General features: G+C 54.8%; 16 protein-coding genes. 12 read left to right on the plus strand and 4 right to left on the minus strand.

Annotated elements, in window-relative coordinates; all coding sequences use genetic code 11:
* Positions 1–6 precede the first annotated feature (6 nt).
* Entirely contained in the window at positions 7–96 is a 90-nt protein-coding gene (gene kdpF, locus EJ576_RS26095; protein WP_003218754.1) for a K(+)-transporting ATPase subunit F, read from the minus strand.
* 393 nt (positions 97–489) lie between these two features.
* Here kdpF and eat point away from each other — a divergent pair, with 393 nt between their 5' ends.
* Both eat and EJ576_RS26105 read left to right on the plus strand, forming a co-directional pair.
* A complete protein-coding gene (gene eat, locus EJ576_RS26100; protein ID WP_016975347.1) occupies positions 490–1,854 on the plus strand; it encodes an ethanolamine permease in 1,365 nt (454 codons plus the stop codon).
* Positions 1,855–1,966: 112 nt separating this feature from the next.
* Positions 1,967–2,134: a DUF2897 family protein gene (locus tag EJ576_RS26105; RefSeq protein ID WP_003172675.1), complete on the plus strand. Its 168-nt coding sequence runs from the start codon at positions 1,967–1,969 to the stop codon at positions 2,132–2,134.
* An 8-nt stretch (positions 2,135–2,142) separates the two neighbouring features.
* On the opposite strand, the gene EJ576_RS26110 is transcribed toward EJ576_RS26105, so the two are convergent.
* Both EJ576_RS26110 and EJ576_RS26115 read right to left on the minus strand, forming a co-directional pair.
* Complete coding sequence (locus tag EJ576_RS26110; RefSeq protein ID WP_122725112.1) at positions 2,143–2,991, minus strand: DUF1989 domain-containing protein; 849 nt, start codon at positions 2,989–2,991, stop codon at positions 2,143–2,145.
* A gap of 15 nt (positions 2,992–3,006) precedes the next feature.
* Entirely contained in the window at positions 3,007–3,651 is a 645-nt protein-coding gene (locus tag EJ576_RS26115; RefSeq protein ID WP_123476568.1) for a GntR family transcriptional regulator, read from the minus strand.
* A 121-nt stretch (positions 3,652–3,772) separates the two neighbouring features.
* Between EJ576_RS26115 and EJ576_RS26120 the strand changes: the two genes are divergently transcribed.
* Positions 3,773–4,351 (plus strand): TetR/AcrR family transcriptional regulator, encoded by a 579-nt coding sequence (locus tag EJ576_RS26120; RefSeq protein WP_126571464.1) that lies wholly within the window; start codon positions 3,773–3,775, stop codon positions 4,349–4,351.
* An 18-nt stretch (positions 4,352–4,369) separates the two neighbouring features.
* Here the strand turns inward: EJ576_RS26120 and EJ576_RS26125 are convergent, their stop codons facing one another.
* Complete coding sequence (locus EJ576_RS26125; RefSeq protein WP_122725108.1) at positions 4,370–4,702, minus strand: helix-hairpin-helix domain-containing protein; 333 nt, start codon at positions 4,700–4,702, stop codon at positions 4,370–4,372.
* A 582-nt stretch (positions 4,703–5,284) separates the two neighbouring features.
* Between EJ576_RS26125 and EJ576_RS26130 the strand changes: the two genes are divergently transcribed.
* Genes EJ576_RS26130 through EJ576_RS26170 form a run of 9 tightly spaced genes read left to right on the plus strand, consistent with a single transcriptional unit; the run spans position 5,285 to position 15,109 of the window.
* Entirely contained in the window at positions 5,285–6,274 is a 990-nt protein-coding gene (locus EJ576_RS26130; protein ID WP_028619492.1) for an FAD-binding oxidoreductase, read from the plus strand.
* 12 nt (positions 6,275–6,286) lie between these two features.
* Positions 6,287–7,060, plus strand: coding sequence for a glucose-1-phosphate cytidylyltransferase (rfbF, locus tag EJ576_RS26135; protein WP_122725103.1), 774 nt, complete (start codon positions 6,287–6,289; stop codon positions 7,058–7,060).
* Positions 7,061–7,062: 2 nt separating this feature from the next.
* Complete coding sequence (gene rfbG / locus EJ576_RS26140) at positions 7,063–8,148, plus strand: CDP-glucose 4,6-dehydratase (RefSeq protein WP_122725493.1); 1,086 nt, start codon at positions 7,063–7,065, stop codon at positions 8,146–8,148.
* Between the two features lie 24 nt (positions 8,149–8,172).
* Positions 8,173–9,486: a lipopolysaccharide biosynthesis protein RfbH gene (gene rfbH, locus EJ576_RS26145; protein ID WP_028619489.1), complete on the plus strand. Its 1,314-nt coding sequence runs from the start codon at positions 8,173–8,175 to the stop codon at positions 9,484–9,486.
* A gap of 3 nt (positions 9,487–9,489) precedes the next feature.
* Complete coding sequence (locus EJ576_RS26150) at positions 9,490–11,205, plus strand: thiamine pyrophosphate-binding protein (protein WP_126571465.1); 1,716 nt, start codon at positions 9,490–9,492, stop codon at positions 11,203–11,205.
* Positions 11,205–12,137 (plus strand): NAD(P)-dependent oxidoreductase, encoded by a 933-nt coding sequence (locus EJ576_RS26155; protein WP_126571466.1) that lies wholly within the window; start codon positions 11,205–11,207, stop codon positions 12,135–12,137. Before EJ576_RS26150 ends, EJ576_RS26155 begins: the two co-directional genes overlap by 1 nt.
* Positions 12,134–13,444, plus strand: coding sequence for a hypothetical protein (locus tag EJ576_RS26160; protein ID WP_123476249.1), 1,311 nt, complete (start codon positions 12,134–12,136; stop codon positions 13,442–13,444). The genes EJ576_RS26155 and EJ576_RS26160 overlap by 4 nt, the downstream gene beginning before the upstream one ends.
* Positions 13,441–14,421, plus strand: a complete 981-nt coding sequence (locus tag EJ576_RS26165; RefSeq protein ID WP_126571467.1) for a glycosyltransferase — start codon at positions 13,441–13,443, stop codon at positions 14,419–14,421. Before EJ576_RS26160 ends, EJ576_RS26165 begins: the two co-directional genes overlap by 4 nt.
* Before the next feature lie 43 nt (positions 14,422–14,464).
* Entirely contained in the window at positions 14,465–15,109 is a 645-nt protein-coding gene (locus EJ576_RS26170; protein ID WP_122725093.1) for a DapH/DapD/GlmU-related protein, read from the plus strand.
* The last annotated feature ends 21 nt before the right edge of the window (positions 15,110–15,130 follow it).

The raw sequence follows: 15,130 nt of genomic DNA on the forward strand, positions 1-15,130 counted from the left end.
CCGCTCCTAGTTCCGATCCGCGCGTAACAGCGCAACCAGCAGATAAATGAACAGCGCCACGGCCAATAGCAGTGACACCCCGTCCAGAACGCTCATGGAAGTCTCTCCGTTTAGCGGCGAGTGCCGCGTGTGGGGCAATTGTCGGCAGGAGTGGTGTAAAGGAACGAGAGCGAGGGTATGGGTGGGGCGTAAAGACGGCGTAAAGAGTAGGTTTATGCGGGGTTTACAGGGAGATTTGTAGTGGATGGGAAGGCCTCACCGCGGCCAAGCCCGGCTCCCACAGGGGAATGCGGTCAAGTGTGGGAGCCGGGCTTGCCCGCGATGACGGCAGTTGCAACACCACCGCACTCAACTGGTGCAAGGCTGCAAAGATTCAAACGCGAAACCATCCCCCACACGACAGTTGCTCCGCTTTACGACAATGATTCTCAGGCTGGCATGCACGCTGCAACACCTTGAATCATTCCAAACCGTTCAGGGAGCAGCACAATGAATACACAACTCAAACCCACCTTGGGCACCCTGCATTTATGGGGCATCGCCGTCGGGCTGGTGATTTCCGGCGAATACTTCGGCTGGAGCTATGGCTGGGGCGTCGCAGGGACCCTGGGCTTTCTGGTCACTTCCTTGATGGTCGCTGCGATGTATACCTGCTTTATCTTCAGTTTCACCGAACTGACGACGGCGATTCCTCACGCAGGAGGGCCTTTTGCCTATAGCCGTCGCGCCTTTGGTGAAAAAGGCGGACTGATCGCGGGACTCGCAACCTTGATCGAATTTGTCTTCGCACCACCTGCGATCGCCTTGGCCATCGGCGCCTATCTTAATGTGCAATTTCCGGCGCTGGACCCGAAACATGCGGCCGTCGGTGCTTATATTGTGTTCATGGGCCTGAACATCCTCGGCGTCAAACTCGCCGCCACCTTTGAACTGGTGGTGTGTGTGCTCGCCGTCGCCGAGTTGCTGGTGTTCATGGGCGTCGTAGCACCTGCGTTCAGCTTCAGCAACTTCGCCCTGAACGGCTGGGCCGGCTCAGACACCTTTGGCGCACCCGCGATTGCCGGAATGTTTGCCGCGATTCCGTTCGCTATCTGGTTCTTCCTCGCCATTGAAGGCGCGGCCATGGCGGCTGAAGAAGCGAAAGATCCGAAGCGCACCATTCCAAAAGCCTACATCAGCGGCATCCTGACCCTGGTGATCCTGGCCATGGGCGTGATGTTCTTCGCGGGCGGCGTGGGCGACTGGCGCACCCTGTCCAACATCAACGATCCCTTGCCACAAGCCATGAAAACCGTGGTGGGTGACAGCTCCGGCTGGCTGCACATGCTGGTGTGGATCGGCCTGTTTGGCCTGGTAGCCAGTTTCCACGGCATCATCCTCGGCTACTCGCGGCAATTCTTCGCTCTTGCCCGCGCTGGCTACCTGCCGTCTTTCCTCGCCAAACTGTCGCGTTTTCAGACACCGCACCGGGCAATTATCGCCGGGGGCGTGGTCGGCATCGCAGCGATCTATAGCGACGGCCTGATCAACCTGGGCGGCATGACGTTGACCGCAGCGATGATCACCATGGCGGTGTTCGGCGCCATCGTGATGTACATCATGAGCATGCTCAGCCTGTTCAAACTGCGTAAGAGCGAACCGCTGCTGGAGCGTACCTTCCGCGCACCGGGTTACCCCATCGTGCCGGGCATTGCATTGGTACTGGCGGTGGTGTGCCTGGTAGCCATGGCCTGGTTCAACGCGCTGATCGGGCTGATCTTCCTGGGCTTTATGGTGGTGGGGTTTGCCTACTTCCAGATGACTGCGCAAGACCGTGCCGATGCACCGGCAGATGCGATGTTGACCGGGCTCTGATCTACTGAGAGGCAGAACGGGCCTACACTGAACTAGTAAGAAAGCCCGTCACTCAAAGCAGTTATTCCCGTGGGAAAGTTCTCCCACGGCAATCTGCCTCAAGGAGAGCCTTATGCCGTGGTATGCGTGGTTGATTATGGTAGTTGCGATCGGATCGATCGTCGGTGGGTTGATGATGCTGCGAGACAGCGCCAACAAAGTCGAACTCACCGACGAACAGCGCAAGCGCGTGGCCGAGCGCAACGCCCAGGCGGATGCCAAGGACGCGCAGGACCGCTGAACCTTGGGTTACTCCCAAGCCGCCCTGGCAATATGCAACCCGTGCTGCCCCTTATAGGCAGCACGTTCCGGCTGGCTCCAGCCGTTTAGCAACTCATCCTCCAGCTTGTAGATCTCAACCCCCAGCGGACGGCACACCGTCAGCGGATCCTGTGCCTGCGGCCCCCACATTGGCAGCGACAGGTCCCCGCCGGGGCACGTCGACAACGCACACAGCAAATCAATCTCGGCAAAGAATTCCAGGTAATCGCCCTTCTGTGCCGGGCAAGCCTTCATGAAATACATGTCGTCATGATTGAGGCCGGTGCACTGGAAAATATTCAATACGTCATGCACGTCGAACTCGGTCAGACCGTGGGGCAAAACCGCGCGGGTCAGGTTCGAATGGCAGTGGTGGTGGAAGTCTTCGCCGGTCAGCATGCGGTTCACATAGGGATCGCAACGCGTACCTAGCAAGTCGTGCAAGCGCCCGCCATGTTCGTCTATACCGTAGCTGGCCAGGCTATCGTCGGTGATTGTCACCAAAGGCCGCAGAAATGGCAGGTTCGACCATAGCCGGTCATGGGTGCTGACATGGGCGCCCTGCAATTGGCGTGTACGTGCAGCCCACAATCGCTCGCGAGGGTCGTTGGCGTTCCACACATTGAAATCACCCACCTGCGGGCCGACCGGCGTGGTCACACGGAACACGTGCCCGGCCGGCACTTTCCACGCCCTACCTGTACGGATCGGCACTTCGAACTGCTCGATCAATGTGCGTTGCTGCTTTCGATCACGAATACGCTCGTAAAACGCCGTGTCGACCTGCAGCGCCGAACCTTTACTGACTTGGTACGCGGCCGGATAGTCTTTGTACATGGTGCAGATCCTCAATCAGGGGCGGTTAAACAAGGCCAATGACAGGCGTTCCGAATCATCCAGGTACAGGCTCATCGCCTCCCCTGCCGCCGGTTTATCCTGCTGGACCAATAAGGTGAAAATCTCACGATCGCGCTCTAACCACGGTGATTGAAAACGCTGTTCATCAGGCGCGGCGCAAAACACCAGACGCAGTTGAGCGATGACTTGGGCAAAAAACTCATCGAACAAAGGGCTGCGCATCAACCCGACAATCTGCTGGTGAAACACCAGGCTGTGAGTGGCGACCGCACGCCAGTCCTCGCGCTCACGGGCCAGGGTGGTTGCGTCGATGGCGTTTTGCATGTGTTCGGATTGGGCCTCTGTCAAAGGACCGCTTTGGGCGATGGACTGCAGTTCCAAGGTGCGACGGACTACGAACAAATCACGCACTTCCTCTCGCTCCAGTCGTCGGACCATGACCCCTTTGTTGCGCACATAGCGGGTCAACCCTTCTTGCCCCAAACGGTGCAACGCCTCACGAATGGTGTTGCGTGAGGCGTTATAGGCCTTCACCAGTTCCACTTCGACCAACGGCATGCCGGGCAGTAACCGCCCACCGATGATGTCAGCACGCAGCTCCAGGGCGATCTGGTCGGCTAAAGACAAGCTGAGTGTCATGACCACCTCACGATTGTTGAACAATCTTCTGCGTTAGAGGCAATCACGTTTCATGCCAATGTGCATGGATGAAAAAAGGTCCAAGTTGGTTAAGATGCCAGCCTGTAGCCGAGGCCACCCCATGCGTTATTCATCCGACCACAAAGCCCAGACTCACCAACGCATCATCAAAGAAGCCTCCGTCCGCTTTCGTCGCGACGGCATCGGGGCTACTGGTTTACAGCCGCTGATGAAAGCACTGAACCTGACCCATGGTGGGTTCTACGCGCACTTCAAATCCAAGGGTGAGTTGGTGGAGAAGGCGCTGCAGTCGGCTGCGGCAGAGCTGGATGCCCATTGCGAAATGCTGTTCAGCCAGGAAAGGCCGCTGGAAGCATTTATTGACAGTTACCTCTCGGAATGGCACCTGACGTCTCCGGACCAAGGCTGCCCGCTGCCGACCATGTCGTCCGAACTGGGCCTGAGGGGCCAGCACAGTCCGACGACGGACGCGGTGCTTAAGGCTCGACTGAATCAGATTGAAGCCGCGCTGGAAAACCCGAATGCCGATCGGCAGAGCCTGGTAATGATGTCGACGCTGGTGGGTGCATTGGTACTGGCTAGAAGTGTCAAAAGCACAGAGTTGGCGACGCGCATCATGGACGTGGTGCGGGAAAACTTGAAGACGCAAGTGCACAATGATGAAAAGGCCGATCAATGACCGGCCTCCTTCCTTGCCTTAATTGATCACGATCCTTTCGCGGTTCTTCTCCAGCAATGCCTTGCCGATACCTTTCACTTCCAGTAACTCGTCCACTGCGGTGAACGGACCGTTGCTTTCGCGATAGGCGATGATCGCCTTGGCCTTGGCAGCCCCGATGCCGAAGAGATCACGGCGCAGGGTTTCCGCATCGGCGGCGTTCAGGTTGACCTTGGCGGATTGTTCGACCTGACGCGTTTGCGCGGAGAGGGGGGCTGGCGCTTCAGGCTTGATGGACGGCGCTGCGGTAGTGGCTACGGAGATGCTGGTGAGAAAAGCAAAGATAAGGGAGGAAATATAGATGTTTTGCATTGGTGACGCTCCATGACATCGTTAAGAGAAAAGCAGCTTTTCCGAAGCTGCCTTTCTACGTTAGGTCATGTTTGGGGCGAGTCAAAAATGGGAAGATTACTGGGTATTACTCTGCCGCCCCTGCAGTCAGTAGAGCCTGCATTTCCAGTTAAGGCCCCAAGCAGGTAGAATCGCGATTACTTACGGAAAAATCAGCTCGAACGCACATGAAGATTGCCCCCTTGTGCGATCGTGGTGATCTTGAAACCTATTACTTCTGGCAGCCGGGCGTTTGAATATCCGGCGCTAGGCACATTAAAAACACCGTCCGTCGGACAGTACACTGACGGCCAAATGCCGCCATGGAACAACCGTTCCCGGGCAGCCTGGTTATCTGCCTTAACCTATATCAAAAATGCCCCAGGCCTGGGTATGTAGTCTGCGCGCTGAATGCCTTATGCCTTCGCACTTTCAGCGCAACGACGAGAGGAGATGTAAACGTACATGGGTATCAAAAGTATGTCGCAGGTGTGTGCAAGAGCCTACGTCCAATGGGATGGACGGATCTCTTATGACGCCCTCCCCGAGCGTGGTGTCTGACACATGTCGATTGTCACGCTCTCGAACCACAAGACATTTACGGCGGAATCCGGAAAAAGCCTTCTGGATTGTGCGAAGTCCCAAGGGACTGTACTCGAGTATAGCTGCCGTAACGGTCGATGCGGCGTATGCAAGGCTAACGTTATCCAGGGCGAAACTGAGCTGGTGCAGCCCGAACTGGCACTGACGGAAGAAGAGCGTTCTTCGGGAACCATCCTGACATGCTGCCGAGCCGCGATCACCGACGTTGAACTGGATATCGAAGACCTTGGGTTATTGGCTGATATTCAGATAAAAACCATGCCTTGTCGCCTCGACACCTTGGAACGCCTTGCAGACGATGTCGTACGGGTAGTGCTTAGAACACCGCCCAGAAGTGCGTTGTTCTACCTTCCCGGGCAATACATCGATGTCATTGGAAAGGACGGCGTGCGTCGTAGTTACTCCATCGCCAACGCCGTCCGTGAGGATGCCAAGCTCGAACTGCATATTCGCCAGGTCGCCAATGGGGTCATGAGTCAATATTGGTTTGACGAAGCCCAAGCCAACGATCTACTGCGGCTGGAAGGCCCTCTGGGAACGTTCTGCCTGCGCGATGCCCGGACTACGAACCTGGTGTTCATGGCTACCGGAACGGGGATTGCACCTGTCAAGGCCATGCTCGAAGCATTGGCGGCCGCGCCTGAATCAATTAGCAACAAGCGTATCTATGTCTATTGGGGCGGTCGCACGGAGGCAGACCTGTATTGGCACCTCGACTTCCCGACACTGGACCTGATCTACCGGCCCACTCTTTCTCGTGCGAATGCACAGTGGTCAGGTGCAACGGGTTACATCCAACAAGCAGTACTTGCAGAAAACCTTGACCTCGCGGATACCTCGGTCTACGCGTGTGGCTCTGAAGCCATGATTCATACGGCGCGCGAAGTGCTGACACAGGCTGGCCTGCCCCTCAAACATTTCCATTCTGATGCCTTTGTAAGCTCGAATTGAACCGGAGACAGCATGAAAGCAGTTATTTTGGCCGGTGGCCTGGGAACACGGCTCAGCGAAGAAACCAGTTTGCGCCCAAAACCAATGGTGGAAATCGGCGGCAAGCCTATCCTCTGGCACATCATGAAGATGTACTCAGCACACGGCATCAATGACTTCATTATCTGCTGTGGCTACAAGGGATATGTGATCAAGGAGTACTTTGCCAACTACTTCCTCCACATGTCCGACGTCACTTTCAACATGCGCGACAACACCATGAAGGTGCACGACCAACGTGCTGAAGACTGGAACATCACTCTGGTCGATACCGGCGACGAGTCCATGACCGGTGGTCGCCTGCGTCGTGTCGCCGACTACGTCAAGGACGAAGAAGCTTTTTGCTTCACGTATGGTGACGGAGTCAGCGACATCGATATCAGCGCCACCCTGGACTTCCACAAGTCACATGGCAAGGCCGCGACACTTACCGCAACTTATCCGCCTGGTCGTTTCGGTGCCTTGGATATCCAGCAGGGCCAAGTGATGAATTTCAAGGAAAAACCCAAAGGTGATGGCGCACTGATCAACGGCGGTTTTTTCGTGTTGAAGCCTGAAGTACTCCGGTACCTGAAGGACGACAGTACGACTTGGGAGCAGGAACCACTGATGAACCTGGCAGCAGAGGGCCAACTGATGGCCTTTGAACACCCGGGGTTCTGGCAACCGATGGACACGCTGCGCGACAAACACTACTTGGAAGAGCTTTGGCAGTCCGGCAAAGCCCCTTGGAAAACCTGGGCTTGAACATGACGTCGACCGTTTCCCCAGCCTTTTGGCGAGGCAAAAAAGTCTTCCTGACCGGCCACACTGGATTCAAGGGCAGTTGGCTGTCTTTATGGCTGACCAGCATGGGCGCACAGGTGAAAGGTTTTTCCCTGGCACCACCGACCCACCCTGCCCTGTTCGTCGAGGCCAAGGTCGCCCAAGGCATGGAGTCGGAGCAAGGCGATATTCGTGATCGCGCGGTAATCGCCCAAAGCATGGTGAGCTTCAACCCCGACGTGCTGATCCATATGGCGGCGCAACCGTTGGTCCGCTTGTCCTACCGCGAACCGGTCGAGACGTACGCTACCAACGTGATGGGCACCCTGCATGTGCTGGAAGCCGCCCGCCAATGCCCGAACCTGCGGGCTATCGTCAACGTCACCACCGACAAATGCTACGAAAACCGTGAATGGGAATGGGGCTATCGTGAAGACGAACCCATGGGCGGCCATGACCCGTACAGCAACAGCAAGGGGTGCGTGGAACTGATCACCAGCGCCTACCGCAAATCGTTTTTCAACAACCCGCAAGGTGCCGCGCTGGCGTCCGGCAGGGCCGGCAACGTGATTGGCGGCGGCGATTGGGCAGAGGACCGGCTGATACCTGATATCCTCAGTGCCTTCGAGAAGGGTCAACCCGTCACAATACGCAATCCAAAGTCGACCCGGCCGTGGCAACACGTGCTGGAACCGCTGAGTGGGTACCTTGTGTTGGCTGAACATCTCTGGACCCATGGGCATCGTTTTGCCCAGGGCTGGAACTTCGGCCCCAAGGATGAAGACGCACGCCCAGTGGAGTGGATCCTTGACCACATGGTGCAGGCTTGGGGTACAGACGCCCATTGGCAACTGGATCAGGACGCGCAACCGCATGAGGCCAACTACCTCAAGCTGGATATTTCCAAAGCGCGCGCCCACTTGCACTGGGCACCCAGCTGGAACCTCGAGACCACGCTCGCCCGAATTGTTAACTGGCATCGTGCCTGGTTGAGCGGCAACGACATGCAGGCCCATTGCCTGGAAGAAATCAATGCCTACATGCTCGCCATGCAGGCCGGCAGCAACTAACTCTATTTTTTAGCAGGATTTTTCATGACCCCCGATATGCTCCGCCAGGAAATCAGCAAGCTCGTCGAGCAGTACGCCAACGTTGCATTGGCGAGCAAGCCGTTCGTGGCTGGCGAAACCATTATCCCGCCGTCCGGCAAAGTGATCGGTGCGCGTGAGTTGCAGTTGATGGTCGAAGCCTCCCTGGATGGCTGGCTGACCACTGGCCGTTTCAATGCCGAATTTGAGAAAAAGCTGGCAGAATTCCTCGGTGTCAAATTCCTGCTGTCGGTCAACTCCGGCTCTTCCGCCAACCTGGTTGCTTTCAGCACCCTGACCTCACCCAAACTCGGTGAGCGCGCAATCAAGAAAGGCGATGAAGTGATTGGCGTGGCTGCGGGCTTCCCAACCACGGTCAACCCAATCGTTCAATTTGGCGCGATCCCGGTGTTCGTTGACGTTGACATGGCTACCCACAACATCAACGCTGACCTGATCGAAGCGGCCATCACACCAAAAACCAAGGCAATCATGCTGGCCCACACCCTGGGCAACCCGTTCAACCTGGGCAAGGTCAAGGCGCTGTGCGAAAAGTACAACCTGTGGCTGGTGGAGGACTGCTGTGACGCCCTCGGTGCGACGTATGACGGCAAGCTGGTAGGTACTTTCGGCGACATCGCTACCCTCAGCTTCTACCCTGCACACCACATCACCATGGGTGAAGGTGGCGCAGTGTTTACCAACAACCCGATGCTCAAGGTGATTGCCGAGTCGTTCCGCGACTGGGGTCGCGATTGCTACTGCGCACCCGGCTGCGACAACACCTGCGGCGACCGTTTCGGCCAGCAATATGGCAGCCTGCCTCAAGGTTATGACCACAAGTACGTATACGCGCATTTGGGCTACAACCTGAAAATCACCGACATGCAAGCCGCCTGCGGCCTGGCCCAACTCGAACGTGCCCAAGACTTCATCGATACTCGCAAGCGCAACTTCAAACTGCTCAAGGACCGACTGTCCAGCCTGTCCGAGTTCCTCGAAATCGCCGAAGCAACTCCCAACAGTGACCCATCGTGGTTCGGCTTCCCGGTGACACTCAAGGAAAGCAGTGGCGTCAACCGTGTTGATTTGTTGAAGTACCTTGACCAGCACAAAATCGGTACACGCCTGCTATTTGCAGGCAATTTGACTCGCCAACCGTACTTCCAGAACCTGGAGTACCGTGTAGTGGGTGAACTGACGAATACCGACCGCACCATGAACCAGACTTTCTGGCTCGGCGTACAGCCATCGCTAGGCCAGGAGCATTTTGAGTTTGTCGGTGAGAAGCTGGAAGAATTCTTTGGGATTGGTTTCTAAACAATGAAAGCATCGGATGCGGTTGCGTTGGTTCTTGCTCAGAACAAGGTGTTGTATGGCTACGAGTTGATCGGAGGGATGATCACCCACCTGGTTGACAGCATCAATCAGTTGGGTGAAACCAAGCTAGTCTCGGTCCACCATGAGCAAGGGGCAGCGTTTGCTGCATCCGCGGTTTCTCGCGCGACACACCATGAAGTACTTGGTGTCGCCTTGGGCACAAGCGGCCCTGGCGCAACCAACCTGATTACCGGTATTGCTGACTGCTGGCTTGATAGCCATCCCTGCCTTTTCCTGACGGGCCAGGTGAATACCTACGAACTCAAGGGCGACAGGAATATCCGCCAACAGGGTTTCCAAGAGCTTGATAGCGTGGCGCTGGTCAGCAGCATTACCAAATATGCCTACCAGATCAGGCACGTGGACGAGTTGCTCCCGTGCCTGCAAAAGGCGATCGACACCGCCAGAGAGGGACGCCCTGGCCCGGTGCTGCTAGACATCCCTATGGATATCCAGCGAAGCGAAATTGATGACGCCGTCGTACATGCGCTTTTGGTACCACAGCCGGAGCGGGTCGAGGCTTCCTTACAGGAGTCCGACCTGGAAGCGATCAAAAACGCGCTGGCATCTGCCCAAAATCCGTTGATTCTGTTGGGTGGAGGGGCTGTCAACGTACGTAACTTCACACCGTGGCTCGCTCAACTGGAAGCGTCGGGCATACCTTACGTCGCCAGTCTGAAGGGAGCAGAAAAGGTCCCGGCGAGCGCGAACTACCTGGGCATGCTCGGCGCCTACGGAACGCGTACCGCCAACCATGCCGTGCAGAATTGCGATTTCCTGCTGGTGCTGGGTAGCCGCCTGGATGTTCGACAAACCGGTGCTAAACCCGAAGACTTTGCCCGCAAAGCCAAGGTTTTCCAGATCGACCTGATGGAAGGGCAACTGAACAACCGCGTTAAGGCGCATGCCTCCTACGTGATGGAACTGAACACGTTTTTCGCACGGTTCCCTCTTTCCAAAGTGCCAGAAAATACGGCATGGGCTACCTGGGCTGCTGATTTGCGAGCTGATTTCGATCAGAGCTTCGTCGATGAGTACACTGATTGGTCGGTAAGCCCTTTCGTCATCTGCTCAACCCTGAGTGCTTTGACCAAAGGGCGTGCCGTCGATTTCGTTGCCGACGTCGGCAACAATCAGATGTGGGCGGCGCATACGTTGCGATTGAGCCAGGGCCAATCCATGCACCATTCCGGCGGTCTCGGCACCATGGGGTTCGCGATCCCGGCGGCCATTGGCGCCTGCAACGCGGGCAACAAGCCTGTCATTGTCATTACGGGGGACGGCGGGGCCCAGCTCAATATCCAGGAACTGGATATCATCGCCCGCGACCAACTGCCCGTCTTGATCATTGTGCTTAACAACCACTCCCTGGGAATGGTCCGCGGGTTCCAGGAAATGTACTTCGAAGGACGCAACTCTTCGACCTACTGGAATGGCTACACCTCACAGTTCAAAGCCATTGGTGAGGCCTACGGCATCAACTCCGCGGTCGTGAGCACCCATGATGAATTTGCGACGCAGGTCAGAATGTTCATTGAATCACCCCGTCCCGCGCTGATCGAACTGATGATGCCTGACGCCCGAGAATGCCGTCCACGGCTAGAATTTGGTCGCTCGATTGATCAGCAGTTGCCTGAAAAAACGCGGACATCACGCTGATGCACATCGCAATATTCGGCGCGAACAGCCAAATTGCCCAAGACCTGACACGTTCACTCGCCGCAGCTCGAACATTCGAGCTGAGCCTGTTTGTGCGGGACAAAAACAAACTCGACATATCGGCATTGATATCCGCAGAACAGCGAAGTATCAAAATCTTTGAGTACGCCGAGTTCGATCAAAACACTCCGTTCGATGCAATCATCAACTTTGTAGGGGTCGGCGACCCCGCAATGGCATCGAGAATGGGATCTGCCATTTTCGACATCACCTATGAATATGACAAGCTCGCACTCGACTACCTTAAAGCCAACACCAAGTGCCGCTATATATTTCTGAGCAGTGGTGCTGCCTATGGCGGTGATTTCGAAACCCCCGCACAGGCTCAGACCCTCGCCACGTTTGACATAAACAACTTGAAATCAACGGATTGGTACGCTGCCGCAAAGTTTTATGCAGAGGCGAGGCACCGAGCGCATAAGGGCCTAAGCATTGTGGATATCCGGGTATTCAACTACTTCAGTCACACACAAGATTTGAGCGCACGTTATTTTATAACCGACGCGGTCCGCGCCATCAAGGACAACACCGTACTGACGACGTCTCCCGCGAACATGTTTCGTGACTACATAACCCCCCTGGACTTTTACACGCTTATATCAAAAGCATTGACGTTCAACGGCGACCTCAACATAGCTGTCGATTGCTATACCAAAGCCCCAACCGACAAGTTTTCAATACTCGATCATCTTCAGAACAATTTCGGCCTACAATTCACCGTTGAAAAAACCACTCAACACATCAATGCCACCGGTGCCAAACAGCACTATTACTCCGAAAACAAAATGGCATCGACATTGGGCTACGTACCACACTTCAACTCCATTGAAGGATTGACTCATGAAATCGAAAGATGTCAATTCATTAAATGAATTATAGAAAAATATTCAATCACGACTTTCGCAACACTGCAATAAATCAGTTATGGCGATTACTCTCGGGACCTGCCCTGCTCATCCTGGTCCCTCTTTACCTGTCATCCGAAGCCCAAGGATACTGGTACACCTTCATCAGCATGGCCGCACTCGCGGTGTTTGCAGACATGGGGTTTTCTGCCGTGCTGCTATTGTTCGCCTCGCATGAGTTTGCACACCTCAAGTTCAATAATCAGAAAGAACTTTGCGGCGCACCTGAGCACATCAGTCGACTGGCGACATTATTGTCTTTCGCCATGCGCTGGGCCAGCGGTATGGCGCTCGTTGTTTTCCCGGCCGTGCTCTTGATCGGGTATTTCATACTGAATGGCAAGACGTCCGAGATAAACTGGCAACTTCCGTGGCTGGTATACGGTGTGGCATCCGTCATTGTATTCATCAATAGCATTGCACTGTCCTTCATAGAAGGATGCGACAGCGTGGGTGACATTCAGAAAATTCGTTTCCACGTCAGCGTGATCAGTGTATGCGTGACCGTTATCCTGCTGATCAGCGGCGCAGATCTGTATGCTCTGGCCTTTTCATTATTAGCCGGCGCACTGGCAGGCACCTCAATAATCCTTCATCGCTACAAAGCCATGCTGGGACAGCTTTATAAACTGACAAAACTCAACAGCCACCCTTGGTTCAAGGAAATAATGCCGCTCCTGTGGCGTTTCGCATTGAGCTGGATCAGCGGCTATTTTGTACTGTCTATATTCACCCCCCTCTCTTTCAGCTATCACGGGGCCGTACAAGCAGGCCAAGTTGGCTTCTCAATGGCCATTTGCATGGCCATGTTCAGCATCGCCAACATTTGGATAACCATTATCACCCCAAAAATAAATATGTATGCGGCCCATCGTAATACCACTGCGCTCGATCAAGCCTTCAGAAAAGGCGTAGCGCTGGCAATAGCCACTTATGCCGCAGGCATGGTAGCGCTCTTCACCGGCCTCTGGCTGATGGAGGGCCAACCCTTGATAGAGAACCGCCTGCTGCCGACCCTCCCTCTGTTGATGGTCAGCACAGGATGGCTGATGCAGTTGATCGTCAATGCAATGGCGATCTACATGAGGGCTTATAAAAAAGAGCCACTGGTCGTGGTATCAGTCGTCAATGGGCTGTATGTCGCGATCACGACTTTGCTGGCCGCGAAGTACCTTCCGTTCGAATACCTTTTTTCTGGTTTTACAAGTGCGTACGTCTTGGTCTTACCATGGGTTTATTGGATTTTTAGGTCTTTCAAAAGGCGTTCATCATGAGTTTTCAGCCTAATCCTGTATTGTCCATTGCACTGCCTACCTTCAATCGAGCGGACTTCCTTGACAGCTCGCTGGCGGCGCACCTGCCGATACTAAGGCGCCATAACATTCAAATTTTCATTTCCGACAATGCCTCGACAGATGAAACCTTCAAGATTGTCGAAAAATGGAAAGCGGAATACCCGCTGCTGCACTACTCGCGCAACCACGAAAATCTGGGCGCGGATTTAAACTTTGAAAAAGCGCTGTCTTTATCGGACACCGCATACACATGGCTACTGGGCGACACCTCACAATTCTGTGCCGACGATCTCGACAAGGTATTGAATCTTTTAAAAACAAACATCCCTTATGACGCCGTATTGGTAAACCTCGTAAACAAGATTGAAACGCCGGAAGCCACCTATCAAGACGCCAATGCATTACTGGAAGATCTCGCAGGGCTCATGAGCTGCATGAGCTGCTTGATCTATAGCAAAGCGCTGATAAATGATGCAGACTTTTCCCGCTATCACAATTCTAACTTCATACAAACAGGCATCCTCTTCGAGTCTATTGCGAACCGCCCCTTTCAAATTCATTGGCTACCCCAGGCATCCGTCACACCCCTTGAAAGCCCACATCTCACGAAAACCAGCTGGGCCCACACAGACAAAATATTCAAGATCGGCCTGACCTGCTGGGTTAACTTTATATTTTCGTTACCCGTCAGCTATTCGCTGAAAGGAAAACTTAAAGCCTGCACCCGTTTTGGCGAAGTATCCGGCGCGTTCACGATCAAAGGCATGCTGTCTCTGAGGGCCAGAGGGTTGTTAAACTACGGCGTCTATAAAGCGTACCGAACGGATCTCAGGCTGTCCGTGGGCTACCCTAGCTGGATCGTCATGGTGATATCAGTCATTCCAAGATCGATGCTCAGTAAGGCAGTCAACCTGTACCTCAAACGCGCACGCAATCTACCGGTGGCAGACCACTAGTTTGCTTCCACCTGTTTACACACGCCAACACGAGTAGACCGCGGTGTCCTATTTTTTTAAAAAACTTAAGCAACATCACGTCTTCATCGTCCCCATGGTGATCGGGCAATTTCTGTTTGTATGGCGAGCCTTTATTCACCTCAGAGCGCTCCCCGCCCCCGGGAAACGTGCCTATCTTGGTCGTGCGCCCAAGGTCTTTGGCCTGGAACACATCACGCTGGGTAATAATTTCAGAGTAGGTGAAGGGCTCTGGCTGCACGCGGTCTCTCAATATCTCAAGTTCATGTATCAGCCGCAGGTCGACATTGGTGAGAACTTTTCCGCCAGCGACCATTTGCATATAGCGTGCTGCAACAAAATAACGATTGGCCGCAATGTCTTGATGGGCAGCAAGATTCACATCACCGACCACTCCCACGGCGACTATTCGGGGGAAAACCAATCCAGCCCCTACGAAACACCTTTCGAAAGAAAACTGGCCAGCAGCGGCCCCGTGACCATTGGCGATAATGTATGGATCGGGGACAATGTCGTCGTACTGCCGAACACCTCTATCGGCGATGGGGCGATCATCGGCGCCAACAGCGTTGTCGCCAAAGATATCCCCAGCAACGTCATTGCTGTGGGCTGCCCTGCCAGGGTCGTGAAAGTCTGGAGCGATAAAGAGAGCAAATGGTTAAATGTTTAAACGTGACTCAGCATGGGCGGC

The organism is Pseudomonas sp. C 49-2, assembly GCF_003970195.1.
In the GTDB taxonomy this organism is placed as follows: domain Bacteria; phylum Pseudomonadota; class Gammaproteobacteria; order Pseudomonadales; family Pseudomonadaceae; genus Aquipseudomonas; species Aquipseudomonas canadensis.

Excerpts from the sequence above, each read along its gene's own strand:
- kdpF (WP_003218754.1), bottom strand. The coding sequence starts at position 96 with ATGAGCGTTCTGGACGGGGTGTCACTGCTATTGGCCGTGGCGCTGTTC.
- eat (WP_016975347.1), top strand. The coding sequence starts at position 490 with ATGAATACACAACTCAAACCCACCTTGGGCACCCTGCATTTATGGGGC.
- EJ576_RS26105 (WP_003172675.1), top strand. The coding sequence starts at position 1,967 with ATGCCGTGGTATGCGTGGTTGATTATGGTAGTTGCGATCGGATCGATC.
- EJ576_RS26110 (WP_122725112.1), bottom strand. The coding sequence starts at position 2,991 with ATGTACAAAGACTATCCGGCCGCGTACCAAGTCAGTAAAGGTTCGGCG.
- EJ576_RS26115 (WP_123476568.1), bottom strand. The coding sequence starts at position 3,651 with ATGACACTCAGCTTGTCTTTAGCCGACCAGATCGCCCTGGAGCTGCGT.
- EJ576_RS26120 (WP_126571464.1), top strand. The coding sequence starts at position 3,773 with ATGCGTTATTCATCCGACCACAAAGCCCAGACTCACCAACGCATCATC.
- EJ576_RS26125 (WP_122725108.1), bottom strand. The coding sequence starts at position 4,702 with ATGCAAAACATCTATATTTCCTCCCTTATCTTTGCTTTTCTCACCAGC.
- EJ576_RS26130 (WP_028619492.1), top strand. The coding sequence starts at position 5,285 with ATGTCGATTGTCACGCTCTCGAACCACAAGACATTTACGGCGGAATCC.
- rfbF (WP_122725103.1), top strand. The coding sequence starts at position 6,287 with ATGAAAGCAGTTATTTTGGCCGGTGGCCTGGGAACACGGCTCAGCGAA.
- rfbG (WP_122725493.1), top strand. The coding sequence starts at position 7,063 with ATGACGTCGACCGTTTCCCCAGCCTTTTGGCGAGGCAAAAAAGTCTTC.
- rfbH (WP_028619489.1), top strand. The coding sequence starts at position 8,173 with ATGACCCCCGATATGCTCCGCCAGGAAATCAGCAAGCTCGTCGAGCAG.
- EJ576_RS26150 (WP_126571465.1), top strand. The coding sequence starts at position 9,490 with ATGAAAGCATCGGATGCGGTTGCGTTGGTTCTTGCTCAGAACAAGGTG.
- EJ576_RS26155 (WP_126571466.1), top strand. The coding sequence starts at position 11,205 with ATGCACATCGCAATATTCGGCGCGAACAGCCAAATTGCCCAAGACCTG.
- EJ576_RS26160 (WP_123476249.1), top strand. The coding sequence starts at position 12,134 with ATGAATTATAGAAAAATATTCAATCACGACTTTCGCAACACTGCAATA.
- EJ576_RS26165 (WP_126571467.1), top strand. The coding sequence starts at position 13,441 with ATGAGTTTTCAGCCTAATCCTGTATTGTCCATTGCACTGCCTACCTTC.